Below are 14400 nucleotides of genomic sequence, written 5' to 3'. Positions count from 1 at the left end.
CCCCCCCCCCCCCCCCCCCCCCCCCCCCCCCCCCCCCCCCCCCCCCCCCCCCCCCCCCCCCCCCCCCCCCCCCCCCCCCCCCCCCCCCCCCCCACAGGGAGGACTTCCCGCCGAAGGCGTGCCCGTCACTCCTCGATCGTCAGGCCCTTCCGCAGCCTGACGAGCGTGCGCGACAGCAGCCGCGACACATGCATCTGTGAGATGCCGAGCTCCTCGCCGATCTCCGACTGGGTCATGTTGGCGACGAAGCGCAGGGAAAGGATCATCCGGTCGCGCGCCGGCAGCTCCGCGATCATGGGCTTCAGCGACTCGACGTACTCGATGCCTTCGAGACCGTGGTCCTCGTAGCCGATGCGGTCGGACAGCGCGCCCTCGGTGTCGTCCTCCTCCGGCTGGGCGTCCAGCGAGCTCGCCGTGTACGCGTTGCTCGCCGCCATGCCCTCGACGACCTCGTCGTTGGTGAGGCCGAGCCGCTCGGCGAGTTCGGGGACCGTCGGCGCGCGGTCCAGCAGCTGGGACAACTCGTCGCCCGCCTTGGCCAGTTCCAGGCGGAGTTCCTGGAGCCTGCGCGGCACCCGCACCGACCAGGACGTGTCGCGGAAGAAGCGCTTGATCTCACCGACGATCGTCGGCATCGCGAAGGTGGGGAACTCGACGCCCCGGCTCAGCTCGAAGCGGTCGATCGCCTTGATCAGACCGATCGTGCCGACCTGGATGATGTCCTCCATGGGCTCGCTGCGGGAGCGGAACCGGGAGGCGGCGAACTTGACCAGGGCGAGATTCAGCTCGACCAGGGTGTTCCGTACATAAGCATGCTCATGGGTGCCCTCTTCCAGACCTTCGAGGCGGCCGAAGAGGGTCTTCGACAGAGACCGGGCGTCCAGCGCGCCCACCTCGTCGAAGGGTGGGATCTCTGGCATGTCATCGAGGCCCTGGAAGCCGGACGCGGAAGTGGCGCCGGTCTCGTCAGGGTCGGACGGGGTTGTCGACGTCGCGTCGTGGGTACGCGATTCGTCGAGCCGGGGTGACATGGGTCTCCTCCATACGTTCTCGGCATATGGCTGCCGATGCCAATACGCGCTGCTGCGGTTTGCGGCGCCTCCATAGCCGTCGCGTCGGTCAGGTGGGTTGTGTCCTTACTAGCCCTATCGGTTCCGTGTGGACACGTGCAAGTGTCATTTCGCACAAATGTCCGCATTGCGTGGGAGATTGGCTACCGCGGAACGCGTGAAAGGCGTAATGTTTCGCCGAACGCCCATGGCGCGCGGTAAAACGCCGGGCATGGACGGGAGTGCGATCACGGCGCCCCCGCTCACATCTTTCAGGCACACCATCGAGACATCTGACTCCGAGAAATCTGACGACGGCGCACGACACTGCGGAAGAGGGACGGACGGGCATGGACCGGCAGACGGTCGGCAGCACGAACCGGGGCCGGCTTCGGGTCGAAGTTCGGACCGAGGGCCGAAGCGAGGTCGTGACAGCGGCGGGTGAGTTGGACCACCACACCGCCGAACTGTTGCGCGCACCCCTGGAAGAAGCGATCGACCAGGGGCGGACACGCCTGGTGATCGACTGCTCGCAGCTCGAGTTCTGCGACTCCACCGGCCTGAACGTGCTGCTCGGGGCCCGCCTCAAGGCCGAGGCGGCCGGCGGCGCCGTCCATCTGGCCGCGATGCTGCCGGTGGTCGCCAGGGTCTTCGAAATCACGGGCGCCGACGCGGTCTTCACCGTGCACGAGTCGCTCGAAGCGGCTCTTGCCGACTGATCCCAGAGCCGGTGCTGAGGCCCCGCGCGAACCAGATGTTGCAAGTGTCACGTCACCCGCGTAGGTCTTGTGGGTGTTGTCACGATTACGCCGGGCAGAAGAGTCCCGGGCGGCCGGACCGCGACAGGCGAAGCACTCTCTGTCACGGCCTGGCGACGTAATGATGTAACGACCAATTGGCGAACCGGTGAATCGGTGAGGTGAACCGCTGATGAGCACCACCCGGCAGTCTCCGCCGGGCGATTTCGGCTCCGAGCCGGACGGCGCGGGTACCACCTCCGCCGGGTCCGAAAGCCGGGTACGCACCCTGGCGTTGGGCAGCGCCAGCGGTATCGTCCCGATGGCCCGTGACTTCACCCGTCAGGCGCTCTACGACTGGGGCTGGCTGCCGGCGGCGACCGCCGACCGCCGCGCCGCCGCGGAGGACGTGCTGCTCGTCGTCTCCGAACTGGTCACCAACGCCTGTCTGCACGCCGACGGCCCCGAGGAGCTGCGGGTCTCCTCCGACACCAAGGTCCTGCGCCTCGAAGTCACCGACCGGGGCACGGGCCAGCCCGCGCCCCGCACACCGCACCGCGCCGGGCGGCCGGGCGGGCACGGGATGTTCATCGTGCAGCGGCTCTGCCTGGACTGGGGCGTGTCCCGTACGCCGGGAGCCCCCGGCAAGACGGTGTGGGCGGTCCTGGCGGCCCCGGCGTAACGCACGACCCCTCCGCCGGGCGCCGGCGCCCGCGCCACCGGCCGCCGATGTTCCTCCACCGGCCGCCGGGCGGGCCCCTTCCGGGCCCGCCCGCCCCCGACCGGCCCGCCCGGCTCAGCCGTGTGTCACCGCACGTCGCCCATCAGCGCCCGCACCTTCCTGCGGTACATGAAGATCGCGAAGCCCGCCAGCGTGGCGAGCAGCGCCTCCAGGGCGACCACCCCCGTACGGCTCAGGTCGACACCGGCGATCGAGAGCATCCCGGTCACCGAGTCGCCCGCCGTCACGGCGAGGAACCAGACGCCCATCATCTGACTGGCGTACTTGGCCGGAGCCATTTTCGTCGTCACCGACAGTCCCACCGGCGAGACGCACAGCTCCCCGACGGTCTGGATGAGATAGATGCCCACCAGCCACACCGGGCTGACCAGGGTGCCGTCGGCCGCCAGGACGAGCGGGATCAGGAAGAAGAAGAACGAGACGCCGATGAAGAGCAGTCCCGCGGCGAACTTCACGACCGTGCCCGGCTCCCTGCCCCGCCGGTTCAGCCAGAGCCAGAACCAGGCGGCCACCGGGGCCAGCGCCATGATGAACACGGGGTTCAGCGACTGGTACCAGGACGTCGGGAAGCCGATGCCGAAGACCTGGTCGGCCGCCTTCGTCGTACCGAACGCCTGGACCGTCGACCCGCCCTGGTCGTAGATCATCCAGAAGACGGCGGCCGCGACGAAGAACCAGATGTACCCGGACATCCTGGTCTGCTCGACCGGCGTCAGATCCTTGTCGCGCTTTATCCGGATCAGCACCCCGGCCGGGATCACGATGCCCGCGAGCGTCAACGGCACCATCGCCCAGTTCAGGGTGAAGTTGCCGGTGAAGACGACGCCTCCGTAGAAGACGGATCCGACGAGCAGCCATGTCAGCCCCTTGGTCAGCCAGCTCGCGCGCTCCTCGCGCGACAGCGGCATCGGGACGACACCGCTGCGCGGCGCCAGGTGCTTCGTACCGGCCAGGAACTGGATCAGACCGATCCCCATACCGAGGGCCGCGAGCGCGAAGCCGAGGTGCCAGCTGTACTTCTCGCCGACTGTGCCGATGATCAGCGGCGCGAAGAAGGCACCGATGTTGATGCCCATGTAGAAGATGGTGAACCCGCCGTCGCGGCGCGGGTCGTTCGGCCCGTCGTAGAGATGGCCGACCATCGTGGAGATGTTGGACTTCAGCAGTCCCGAGCCGAGAGCCACCAGCGCCAGACCGGCGAAGAAGGTGCCCGCGCCCGGCAGCGCGAGCGTCAGATGGCCCACCATGATGGTGCAGGCCGCGATCGTCACCGTCTTGCGCGGGCCCCAGACCCGGTCGCCGAGCCAGCCGCCGGGCATGGCCAGCAGATAGACCATCGACAGATAGATCGAGTAGATCGCGGTCGTGGTGGCCAGGGTCAGACCCAGACCGCCCCCTTGGAGCCCGTTCGAGGCGTCGGGGCCGCCGGAGAGCAGATAGATCGTGAGCAGAGCCCTCATGCCGTAGAAGCTGAAGCGTTCCCACATCTCCGTCATGAAGAGCGTGGCCAGACCGCGCGGGTGGCCGAAGAACGTCTTCTCGGGGCCGGTGCGGAGGCCGGGGCCGTGGGGACCGCCGGGTGGTTCGGGGGAGTCCTTGGTAAGGCTGCTGGACGCCATGGGGGGATCCTTGCCTGCTCGGGTTCATGAAAAGGGGACCTTCGGCTCTCAAGCCGCCAAAGGTCCCCAACCGGTCGTACGAAGAGCCAGGCCACCCTACGGCATGACAGTGCGGTATTCGGTACGACAGAGAGGTATATGGAGTGACTTGAGGGATGGATCACAGGTCTCTCCCGGACCAGTGGCCACTTTCGAAGGCAGGCGGCCCGATCGCCTACCGGAGCCACAGGCATCGGCGATCACCGCCCGGCCGCTCCGCAGCGCGGACTACCATCACCTCATGACCCGTGTACTGCTCGCCGAGGACGACGCGTCCATCTCTGAGCCGCTGGCCCGCGCCCTGCGCAGGGAGGGCTACGAGGTGGAGGTACGCGAAGACGGTCCCACCGCGCTCGAAACCGGCCTCCAGGGCGGCGTGGACCTGGTCGTCCTCGACCTCGGGCTGCCCGGCATGGACGGCCTCGAAGTGGCCCGCAGACTGCGGTCGGAGGGCCACTCCGTACCCCTGCTGGTGCTGACCGCCCGCGCCGACGAGGTGGACACCGTCGTCGGCCTCGACGCCGGCGCCGACGACTACGTCACCAAGCCGTTCCGGCTGGCCGAACTGCTCGCCCGGGTACGGGCCCTGCTCCGGCGCGGCGCAAGCGAACCGGCCGCCTCGCCCGCCACGCACGGCGTCCGCATCGACGTCGAGTCGCACCGGGCCTGGATGGGCGAGGAGGAGCTCCAGCTCACCGCGAAGGAGTTCGACCTGCTGCGGGTCCTGGTCAGGGACGCGGGCCGGGTCGTCACCCGCGACCAGCTGATGCGCGAGGTCTGGGACACCACGTGGTGGTCGTCCACGAAGACCCTGGACATGCACATCTCGTGGCTCCGCAAGAAGCTGGGCGACGACGCGGCGAACCCCCGGTACATCGCGACGGTCCGGGGCGTCGGATTCCGCTTCGAGAAGAGCTGAGCCCTGGCCGGGCGGTCCGGTCCGGCCCGGTGATCCGGCGGGACGGACCGCCGGGCAGGCCAGCCGAGCAGGGTAGGGCACAGTGCGCCGTCGTCTGATCAACTCCACGCTCGCCGTGGTGCTCGTCGTCATCGCCGTCTTCGGCGTCTCGCTCGTCATCGTCGAGACCCGCACCATCACCAGCAGCGCCCAGGAGAGAGTCGACCTGGAGGCGGTCCGGCTGGTCAGCATCGTCGACAGCCGGCTGCTCGGCGGCGAGCGCGTCACCGAGGCGATCCTGCGCGAGCAGATCGACGGCGAGCGCTACGCCAAGGTCGAGATCCCGGGCCGTCCGGCCGTCGAGATCGGCGCCCGCCCCGAGGGCGGCGTCATCCGGGGCAGCGCGGAGGGCGAGCAGGGCGAGACCGTCACGGTCGAGGAGTCCCGCGCGTCCGTCACCCGTGAACTCGGCCGCACCCTGCTGATCATCGGCGCGGTCGCCCTGCTCGCCGTCGTCGCCGCCGTCCTGCTCGCCGTACGCCAGGCCAACAAGCTCGCGTCACCGCTCACCGACCTCGCCGAGACCGCCGAACGTCTCGGCTCCGGGGACCCGCGCCCCCGTCACAAGCGGTACGCCGTGCCGGAACTCGACCGGGTCGCCGACGTGCTCGACGCCAGCGCGGAACGGATCGCGAGGATGCTCACCGCCGAGCGCCGGCTCGCCGCCGACGCCTCCCACCAGCTCCGTACACCGCTCACCGCGCTCTCCATGCGCCTGGAGGAGATCTCCGCCACCGACGACCCGGACATCGTCAAGGAGGAGGCGACGATCGCGCTCACCCAGGTCGAGCGGCTGACCGACGTGGTGGAGCGGCTGCTCACCAACTCGCGCGACGTCCGGACCGGTTCGGCGATCGTCTTCGACCTCGACGACGTCGTGCAGCAGCAGATCGAGGAGTGGCGCCCGGCCTACCGCAGCGCCGGCCGCGCGATCGTCTGCTCCGGCACCCAGCACATGCGGGCCGTCGGCACCCCCGGCGCCGTCGCCCAGGTCCTCGCCGCGCTGATCGAGAACTCCCTCATGCACGGCGGCGGCACCGTCGCCCTGCGCAGCCGGATCACCGGCAACCAGGCGGTGATCGAGGTGACGGACGAGGGGCCCGGCGTACCGGCGGACCTCGGGTCGCGGATCTTCGAGCGCGCGATCAGCGGGCACAACTCCACGGGCATCGGGCTCGCGGTCGCCCGCGATCTGGCCGAGGCGGACGGCGGGCGGCTCGAACTGCTCCAGCAGCAGCCGCCCGTCTTCGCGCTGTTCCTGAGCCGTGAGGTACGGGTGCGCGAGGAGCCCGGGAAGACCGTCAGATGACCCGGCCGGGCTCCGGCTCGCGCCGCCCGTCCGCCACGGACCCCGGCCCGGGCTCCGGCTGGAGCCTGCGGAACACCCAGGTGCGGTACGACCAGAAGCGGAACAGCGTCGCCACGCCGATACCGAGGAACTTGAACACGTTGCTCTGGAGCGGCCCGTCCCAGCCGAACCCGTACGTCGCCGTGTAGAGCACACCGTTCTCGATGACCAGCCCGACCGCGCTGAACAGCAGGAAGAGCGTCAGCTCCTTCGTACGGCGGCTCTTGTCGCGGTCCCGGTAGGCGAAGTGGCGGAAGCCCACGTAGTTGCAGGCGATCGCGACGACGGTCGCCAGGATGCTGGCCCGCACCACCTGGAGGTCGGTCGTGTGCCGTACGAGGTTGAAGACCGCCAGATTGACCAGCAGGCCCACCCCGCCGACCGCACCGAACTTGGCGATCTCACGGGCGAGCAGGGACAGCCGCTGCCGCAGGTTCTGTCGCTGCGAAGGCGCAGGAGCCATGTGGCCGCTCAACCCCGTCCGGTCGGTGTTCCGTCGAAGACGTCCAAGACGCCGGCGACACGGTCTCGTCGGTCCGTTCCCCCCGACGCCGCGACGCCCACCGACCGACCCACTCTAACCACCGGACCGGGGTCGGCGAGCCTCCTGCGGATCTTGTCCGTTCCGCGTCCCGCGGGGGCACCCGGGTCTCCCGACCGCACCGGACCGAACCCGGCCGGGTCCGGACGGGAGACCCGGGCCGGGCGCCGGATACCCTGGGGGTGTGACGTTCCCGGTAGTCGGCATGGTCGGCGGCGGTCAGCTCGCCCGTATGACCCACGAGGCGGGCATCCCCCTCGGCCTCAGATTCAAGCTCCTCAGCGAGACCTCCCAGGACTCCGCCGCGCAGGTGGTGGGCGACGTGGTCGTCGGTGACCACCGCGATCTGGAGACGCTGCGCGCCTTCGCGCGCGGCTGCGACGTGATCACCTTCGATCACGAGCACGTCCCGATCGAGCATCTGCGCGCCCTGGAGGCGGACGGCATCCCCGTACGCCCCGGCCCCGACGCCCTCGTCCACGCGCAGGACAAGGGCGTGATGCGGGCGCGCCTCACGGCACTCGGTGTGCCGGCCCCGCGCCACCGCATCGTCACCGACGCCGCCGACGTGGCGGCCTTCGCCGCCGAGGTGGGCGGCTTCCCCGTGATCCTGAAGACGGTGCGCGGCGGCTACGACGGCAAGGGCGTGTGGTTCACCCGGTCGGAGGACGACGCCCGGCAGCCCTTCCTTGCCGGAGTCCCGGTGCTGGCCGAGGAGAAGGTCGACTTCGTCCGGGAGCTGGCCGCCAACATCGTGCGCTCGCCGCACGGCCAGGCCGTCGCCTACCCCGTCGTGGAGTCCCGCCAGGTCGACGGCGTCTGCGACACCGTCATCGCGCCCGCGCCCGGACTCTCCGAGGAACTCTCCGGTCAGGCGCAGCAGCTCGCGCTGCGGATCGCCGACGAGCTGGGCGTCGTCGGCCATCTCGCCGTCGAGCTGTTCGAGACGGCGGACGGCCGGATCCTCGTCAACGAGCTGGCCATGCGCCCGCACAACTCCGGCCACTGGACCCAGGACGGCGCGATCACCTCGCAGTTCGCCAACCACGTACGGGCCGTGCTCGACCTGCCGCTGGGCGACCCGCGCCCGCGCGCCCCGTGGACGGTCATGTGCAACGTGCTCGGCGGCGACTACCCCGACATGTACGCGGCGTATCTGCACTGCATGGCCCACGACCCGCAGCTCAAGATCCACATGTACGGCAAGGACGTGAAGCCCGGCCGCAAGGTGGGCCACGTCAACACCTACGGTGACGACCTGGACGACGTGCTGGAGCGCGCCCGCCACGCCGCCGGATACCTCCGAGGAACGATCACCACATGAGCTCTCCCCTCATCGGCGTCGTCATGGGTTCGGACTCCGACTGGCCCGTCATGGAGGCCGCAGCCCAGGCGCTCGACGAGTTCGAGATCCCCTACGAGGTGGACGTCGTCTCCGCGCACCGGATGCCGCGCGAGATGATCACCTACGGCGAGGAGGCCGCCGGACGGGGGCTCAGGGCGATCATCGCCGGCGCCGGCGGCGCGGCCCATCTGCCGGGCATGCTCGCCTCGGTCACGGCGCTGCCGGTCATCGGGGTCCCCGTACCGCTGAAGTACCTGGACGGCATGGACTCGCTGCTGTCGATCGTCCAGATGCCGGCGGGGGTGCCGGTGGCCACCGTCTCCGTGGGAGGAGCGCGCAACGCCGGTCTGCTGGCGGCGCGGATCCTCGCCGCGCACGACCCGGAGCTGCTGGCCCGTATGGAGGACTTCCAGCGGCGGCTCGGCGAGCAGGCCACGGACAAGGGCAAACGCCTGCGGGCGAAGGTCGCCGGTCAGGACGCCTTCGGCTTCGGGAAGTGAGGGCCGCCATGGGCGCCGACGACTATCTGGAGCAGGCACGCGAACTGCTCGAGGACTTCCCCGTGGTCGACGGGCACAACGACCTGCCGTGGGCGCTGCGCGAGCAGGTCCGCTACGACCTCGACCGCCGGGACATCGCCGACGACCAGTCGGCGCACCTGCACACCGACATCCCCCGGCTGCGGGCGGGCGGGGTCGGGGCACAGTTCTGGTCGGTGTACGTACGCTCCGACCTGGCCGGCGACTCGGCGGTCAGCGCGACCCTGGAGCAGATCGACGTCGTGGGGCGCATGATCGCCCGCTACCCCGGAGACCTCGTCGCCGCACGCACCGCCGACGACATGGAGAACGCCCGCCGCACCGGCCGGATCGCCTCCCTGATGGGCGCCGAGGGCGGCCACTCCATCAACAACTCCCTGGCCACGCTGCGCGCCCTGCACACCCTCGGGGTGCGCTACATGACGCTCACGCACAACGACAACCTCGCGTGGGCGGACTCGGCCACCGACGAGCCGGGCGTGGGCGGTCTGTCGCCCTTCGGCCACGAGGTCGTACGGGAGATGAACCGCACCGGCGTGCTGGTCGACCTCTCGCACGTGGCCGCCACGACGATGCGCGACGCGCTCGCCACGAGCACCGCGCCGGTCCTCTTCTCGCACTCCTCCGCGCGGGCGGTCTGCGACCACCCGCGCAACGTCCCCGACGACGTGCTGGCGGCGCTGGCGGCCAACGGCGGTGTGGCGATGGCCACCTTCGTACCGAAGTTCATCCTTCCCGAGGCGATCGCCTGGACGAAGGCCGCCGACGACAACATGCGCGCGCACGGCGCGCACCCGCTGGACACCACCGAGGCCGGGATGAGGATCCACCGGGCCTACGAGGAGGCGCACCCGCGCCCGACGGCCACGGCGGCGACCGTCGCCGACCACCTCGACCACATGCGCGAGGTCGCGGGCATCGACCACATCGGCATCGGCGGCGACTTCGACGGCACGGCGTTCACGCCGGAGGGCCTCGACGACGTGGCGGGCTACCCCAACCTGATCGCGGAACTCTTCGCACGCCGCTGGTCCCCCGAGGACCTCTCCAAACTGACCTGGCACAACGCGGTCCGGGTGCTGCGCGCGGCGGAGGACGTGGCCCGGGGCCTGCAATCGGAACGGGGCCCGTCGACGGCGACGATCGAGGACCTGGACGGCTAGGGCCTGTCGTTTGGATCTTGCCGGGCTCGCGTGCCCTCGCACCGCCCTCGCGGAGGCGGGCGTTCCTCGGGACGGGCCCGCCGGAGAGGCACCCCGACCCGGTGGTCGTGGGCAGGCGCGGCGGGTGCGGCGTACTCCGAACGCCCCGCCCGCCGCGACCTCTCCCGCGCTCCGTGCCACGGTGGCCGTACTGCCTTCGCACCCCACGGAGCCTCGTCATGGCGGATCTACGGGACGACCCTCACGACACGGACTCGGCGAGCGCCGCCGGCGACCTCGACGCGCCGGCGCAGCCGTCCGCCACCACCCCCGCGTCGTCCGCCGAGCGGGCCCACGCGCTGCTGGCGTCGTACCCCGTCTTCGACGGCCACAACAGCCTCGCCCCCACCCTGCTGCGCCGCCGCGCCGCCGGGCACAGCCACGACCTCGACGAGGGCGAGAACTTCCTGGACACCGACATGCCGCGGATCCGGGCGGGCGGGCTCGGCGCGCAGTTCTGGTCCCTCCAGGTGACCGGCGACGCGGAGGACGAGGGCCGGGCCGTCAGCGCCACGCTCGAACTGATCGACCTCGTGCGGGACTTGATCGCCTCGTGCCCGGAGAGCCTGCGTCTCGCGCTCGGCGCCGGCGAGCTGGCCGACGCCCGCAACTGCGGACGCGTCGCCTCGCTCCTCGGCCCCGTCTCCGGCCGGGCCATCGGCGACTCGCTGGCCACGCTCCGCGCGTTCCACTTCCTCGGTGTGCGGGCCCTCGCTCTCGCGGGCGCGCGCTGGGCCGACAAGGGGCTCACCCGCTTCGGCCAGGAGGCCGTCCGCGAGATGAACCGCCTCGGTGTGCTCGTCGACCTGTCCGGCGCGTCCGACGAGACGGCGCGCGCCACCCTCGCCGTCACCAAGGCCCCCGTGATGTTCTCCCACTCCGCGGCCGGTGACCTCACCCCGGCCCCGGGCAATGTCCCCGACGAGGTCCTGGCGCTGCTCGGCGCCAACAGCGGTGTCTGCATGGTGAGTTTCGCGCCCGCCCTCACCTCGCCCGACGGGAGGGCCTCGGCCGTGTCCGCCGTCGCCGACCATGTCGAGCGGGTACGGGACGTGGCCGGCCCGGAGTGCGTGGGTCTCTCGGGGACGTACGGCCGTGAGGCTGACACGCCCCGCACCGCCGGCCTGGAGGACACCTCGTGCTACCCGCGCCTGATCACCGAGCTGCTCGACCGAGGCTGGGACGACACCGCGATCACCGATCTCACCTGGGGCAACGCCGCACGCGTGCTCCGCGACACCGAGTTCCTGGCCCGCGCCGCCCAGGGCCGCCGCTCACCCTCGACGGCGACGATCGAGGAACTGGACGACTCCCGCCGGTAGCCGGTAGCCGGTAGCCGGGCGCCTCGCCGGTAGCCGGGCCCCTCGCGTCGGGCCGGGCCCCCGGCCCCACCGCCCCGGTCAGGCCCTCGGCCGCCCCATCGCCCGGTACGTCCAGCCCGCCCCGCGCCACACCGCCGGGTCCAGCGCGTTGCGCCCGTCGAGGATCAGCCGCCGTGTCACGGCCTCGCCCAGCTCAGCCGGGTCCAGCTCGCGGAACTCGCGCCACTCGGTCAGGTGCAGCACGACATCGGCGCCCCGCACGGCCTCCAGCGCGGAGTCGGCGTACCCGAGCGTCGGGAAGATACCCCGCGCGTTCTCCATGCCCTTGGGGTCGTACACGGTCACCTGACCGCCCTGGAGGTGGATCTGGCCCGCGACGTTCAGCGCGGGGGAGTCCCGTACGTCGTCCGAGTCCGGCTTGAACGTCGCGCCCAGGACCGCGACCCGCTTGCCGAGGAACGACGAGTCGCCCCCGACCGCCTCGCGCGCCAGCTCCACCATGTGGCCGCGGCGCCGCATGTTGATCGAGTCGACCTCGCGCAGGAAGGTCAGCGCCTGGTCAGCGCCCAGCTCGCCCGCCCGCGCCATGAACGCCCGGATGTCCTTCGGCAGACAGCCGCCGCCGAAGCCGATCCCCGCCCGCAGGAACTTCTTCCCGATGCGCTCGTCGTAGCCGATGGCCTCCGCGAGCTTCACGACGTCGCCGCCGGCCGCCTCGCAGACCTCGGCCATCGCGTTGATGAAGGAGATCTTGGTGGCGAGGAAGGAGTTGGCCGCGGTCTTCACCAGCTCGGAGGTCGGGAAGTCCGTCACGACGAACGGCGACCCCTCGCCGATCGGTGTCGCGTACACCTCGCGCAGCAGCTTCTCCGCGCGCGCGGACGCCGTGCCGACCACGATCCGGTCCGGGTGGAGCGTGTCCTGTACGGCGAAGCCCTCCCGCAGGAACTCCGGGTTCCAGGCCAGCTCGACATCGACGCCCGCGGGCGCCAGCTCGGTGAGCCGCCGCGCGAGGCGCTCCGCGCTGCCGACCGGCACGGTCGACTTGCCGACCACCAGCGCCGAGCGGCCCAGCCGGGGGGCGAGGGAGTCGAAGGCGCTCTCCACATAGCTCATGTCGCACGCGTACTCGCCGTGCTTCTGCGGGGTGTTCACGCAGACGAAGTGGATGTCGCCGAAGGCGCCGACCTCCTCCCAGGAGGAGGTGAAGCGCAGCCGGCCGGTCGACCCCTCGAAGCCGGCGACGTGCTTGCGCAGCAGCTCTTCGAGGCCGGGTTCGTACATCGGGGCCCTGGCCGCCGTCAGCATCTCGATCTTCTCGGGGACGACGTCGAGCCCGAGCACGTCGAAGCCCAGCTCCGCCATGGCCGCGGCGTGGGTGGCGCCGAGGTAGCCGGTACCGATCACAGTGATCTTGAGGGCCATGGGTGCTCCAGGGAGTGCGGTCGGGATGCCTCGCACTCGCGGTGCGATCGCGGCTGCGATCGCACCGCGAGTGCGGTGCCCGAGCATAGCCGCGCCGTCCGGACCCCTTCTCGGGCGCCTCGGGGCAAGGTGCGGGAGCTGTCGGGAAACTCACGTACGCCACCGCGCCCCGGACCTCTAAAATTGGGGTTACTTAACGGTAGTTAGCATTCAGGGGAGTGGAAGACCGTGGCCGGATCGGCTGATTTCGACCTGTACCGCCCGTCCGAGGAGCACGACATGCTCCGTGACGCCGTGCGCGCGCTCTCCGAGGCGAAGATCGCGCCGTTCGCCGCCGCCGTGGACGAGGAGGCCCGCTTCCCGCAGGAGGCGCTCGACGCGCTGGTCGCCGCCGATCTGCACGCCGTCCACGTCCCCGAGGAGTACGGCGGCGCGGGCGCCGACGCCCTGGCCACCGTGATCGTCATCGAGGAGGTCGCCCGCGTCTGCGCGTCGTCCTCGCTGATCCCGGCCGTGAACAAGCTCGGCTCCCTCCCCGTCGTACTCTCCGGCGGCGAGGACCTGAAGAAGAAGTACCTCGGTCCGCTGGCCAAGGGCGACGGGATGTTCTCCTACTGCCTCTCCGAGCCGGACGCGGGCTCGGACGCCGGCGGCATGAAGACCAGGGCCGTACGGGACGGCGACGGCTACGTGCTCAACGGCGTGAAGCGCTGGATCACCAACGCCGGTGTCTCCGACTACTACACGGTGATGGCCGTCACCGACCCCGACCTCCGTACGAAGGGCATCTCGGCGTTCGTCGTCGAGAAGGGCGACGAGGGCGTCTCCTTCGGCGCCCCGGAGAAGAAGCTCGGCATCAAGGGCTCCCCGACCCGCGAGGTCTACCTCGACAACGTCCGCATCCCCGCCGACCGCCTCATCGGCGCCGAGGGCACCGGTTTCGCGACGGCCATGCAGACCCTGGACCACACCCGCATCACGATCGCGGCCCAGGCGCTCGGTATCGCCCAGGGGGCGCTCGACTACGCGAAGGGCTACGTCCGGGAACGCAAGCAGTTCGGCAAGCCGGTCGGCGACTTCCAGGGCGTCCAGTTCATGCTCGCCGACATGGCGATGAAGCTGGAGGCGGCCCGTCAGCTCACCTACTCCGCGGCGGCCCGCTCGCAGCGCTTCTCCGACGGCGGCGACAAGGAACAGCTGACCTTCTTCGGCGCCGCGGCCAAGTGCTTCGCCTCCGACGTCGCGATGGAGATCACGACGGACGCGGTCCAGCTCCTCGGCGGCTACGGCTACACGCGCGACTACCCGGTGGAGCGGATGATGCGCGATGCCAAGATCACCCAGATCTACGAGGGCACGAACCAGGTCCAGCGCATCGTGATGGCACGCAACCTGCCGTAAGGCGGAATCGGACCGGCCCGGCCGGCCCGACCGGAACCACCCCGGCCCGCCCCCCACGGGGGCCGGGGTGCTTGTGAAGAAGCAGGGGGCGCCATCGGCGCCCCCTGCTTCCCTCTCCCGTGTGATCCGGCCG

Annotated in this window: 13 protein-coding genes; 9 read left to right on the top strand and 4 right to left on the bottom strand. The window is 70.9% G+C overall.

Annotated elements, in window-relative coordinates:
• Positions 1 to 125: 125 nt before the first annotated feature.
• The gene (locus tag ACZ61E_RS28290) at positions 126 to 1031 is read right to left on the bottom strand and encodes an RNA polymerase sigma factor SigF (protein WP_469702815.1); all 906 of its coding nucleotides are present in this window, start codon (positions 1029 to 1031) and stop codon (positions 126 to 128) included.
• 368 nt (positions 1032 to 1399) lie between these two features.
• Here ACZ61E_RS28290 and ACZ61E_RS28285 point away from each other — a divergent pair, with 368 nt between their 5' ends.
• Both ACZ61E_RS28285 and ACZ61E_RS28280 read left to right on the top strand, forming a co-directional pair.
• Positions 1400 to 1768 (top strand): STAS domain-containing protein, encoded by a 369-nt coding sequence (locus tag ACZ61E_RS28285; RefSeq protein ID WP_469702814.1) that lies wholly within the window; start codon positions 1400 to 1402, stop codon positions 1766 to 1768.
• A gap of 211 nt (positions 1769 to 1979) precedes the next feature.
• Positions 1980 to 2468 carry an ATP-binding protein gene (locus tag ACZ61E_RS28280; RefSeq protein WP_469702812.1) on the top strand — a complete coding sequence of 163 codons (489 nt, stop codon included), beginning with the start codon at positions 1980 to 1982 and terminating at the stop codon, positions 2466 to 2468.
• A gap of 125 nt (positions 2469 to 2593) precedes the next feature.
• Here the strand turns inward: ACZ61E_RS28280 and ACZ61E_RS28275 are convergent, their stop codons facing one another.
• Entirely contained in the window at positions 2594 to 4147 is a 1554-nt protein-coding gene (locus ACZ61E_RS28275) for a peptide MFS transporter (RefSeq protein WP_469702810.1), read from the bottom strand.
• 280 nt (positions 4148 to 4427) lie between these two features.
• Here ACZ61E_RS28275 and ACZ61E_RS28270 point away from each other — a divergent pair, with 280 nt between their 5' ends.
• Together ACZ61E_RS28270 and ACZ61E_RS28265 are read left to right on the top strand one after the other, a co-directional pair.
• Positions 4428 to 5105 (top strand): response regulator transcription factor, encoded by a 678-nt coding sequence (locus ACZ61E_RS28270; protein ID WP_469702809.1) that lies wholly within the window; start codon positions 4428 to 4430, stop codon positions 5103 to 5105.
• A gap of 82 nt (positions 5106 to 5187) precedes the next feature.
• On the top strand, positions 5188 to 6453 hold the full coding sequence (locus tag ACZ61E_RS28265; protein ID WP_469702807.1) for an ATP-binding protein: 1266 nt from the start codon (positions 5188 to 5190) through the stop codon (positions 6451 to 6453).
• Here ACZ61E_RS28265 and ACZ61E_RS28260 read toward each other — a convergent pair.
• Complete coding sequence (locus tag ACZ61E_RS28260) at positions 6446 to 6955, bottom strand: GtrA family protein (protein ID WP_469702806.1); 510 nt, start codon at positions 6953 to 6955, stop codon at positions 6446 to 6448. The genes ACZ61E_RS28265 and ACZ61E_RS28260 overlap by 8 nt on opposite strands.
• 262 nt (positions 6956 to 7217) lie before the next feature.
• Between ACZ61E_RS28260 and ACZ61E_RS28255 the strand changes: the two genes are divergently transcribed.
• From ACZ61E_RS28255 to ACZ61E_RS28240, 4 genes are all read left to right on the top strand, one after another.
• Positions 7218 to 8357, top strand: a complete 1140-nt coding sequence (locus ACZ61E_RS28255; RefSeq protein ID WP_469702805.1) for a 5-(carboxyamino)imidazole ribonucleotide synthase — start codon at positions 7218 to 7220, stop codon at positions 8355 to 8357.
• Positions 8354 to 8878 (top strand): 5-(carboxyamino)imidazole ribonucleotide mutase, encoded by a 525-nt coding sequence (purE, locus tag ACZ61E_RS28250; protein WP_469702803.1) that lies wholly within the window; start codon positions 8354 to 8356, stop codon positions 8876 to 8878. The genes ACZ61E_RS28255 and purE overlap by 4 nt, the downstream gene beginning before the upstream one ends.
• A gap of 8 nt (positions 8879 to 8886) precedes the next feature.
• On the top strand, positions 8887 to 10080 hold the full coding sequence (locus ACZ61E_RS28245) for a dipeptidase (protein ID WP_469702802.1): 1194 nt from the start codon (positions 8887 to 8889) through the stop codon (positions 10078 to 10080).
• A 218-nt stretch (positions 10081 to 10298) separates the two neighbouring features.
• On the top strand, positions 10299 to 11441 hold the full coding sequence (locus ACZ61E_RS28240; protein WP_469702800.1) for a dipeptidase: 1143 nt from the start codon (positions 10299 to 10301) through the stop codon (positions 11439 to 11441).
• A gap of 78 nt (positions 11442 to 11519) precedes the next feature.
• On the opposite strand, the gene ACZ61E_RS28235 is transcribed toward ACZ61E_RS28240, so the two are convergent.
• The gene (locus ACZ61E_RS28235) at positions 11520 to 12866 is read right to left on the bottom strand and encodes a UDP-glucose dehydrogenase family protein (RefSeq protein ID WP_469702799.1); all 1347 of its coding nucleotides are present in this window, start codon (positions 12864 to 12866) and stop codon (positions 11520 to 11522) included.
• A 228-nt stretch (positions 12867 to 13094) separates the two neighbouring features.
• Here ACZ61E_RS28235 and ACZ61E_RS28230 point away from each other — a divergent pair, with 228 nt between their 5' ends.
• Entirely contained in the window at positions 13095 to 14267 is a 1173-nt protein-coding gene (locus ACZ61E_RS28230; protein WP_469702798.1) for an acyl-CoA dehydrogenase family protein, read from the top strand.
• Positions 14268 to 14400: the final 133 nt, after the last annotated feature.

This window comes from Streptomyces sp. NPDC104581, from assembly GCF_055583685.1.
The sequence above is the reverse complement of the archived record's forward strand: the minus strand, read 5'-3'. Positions and strand labels throughout refer to the sequence as shown.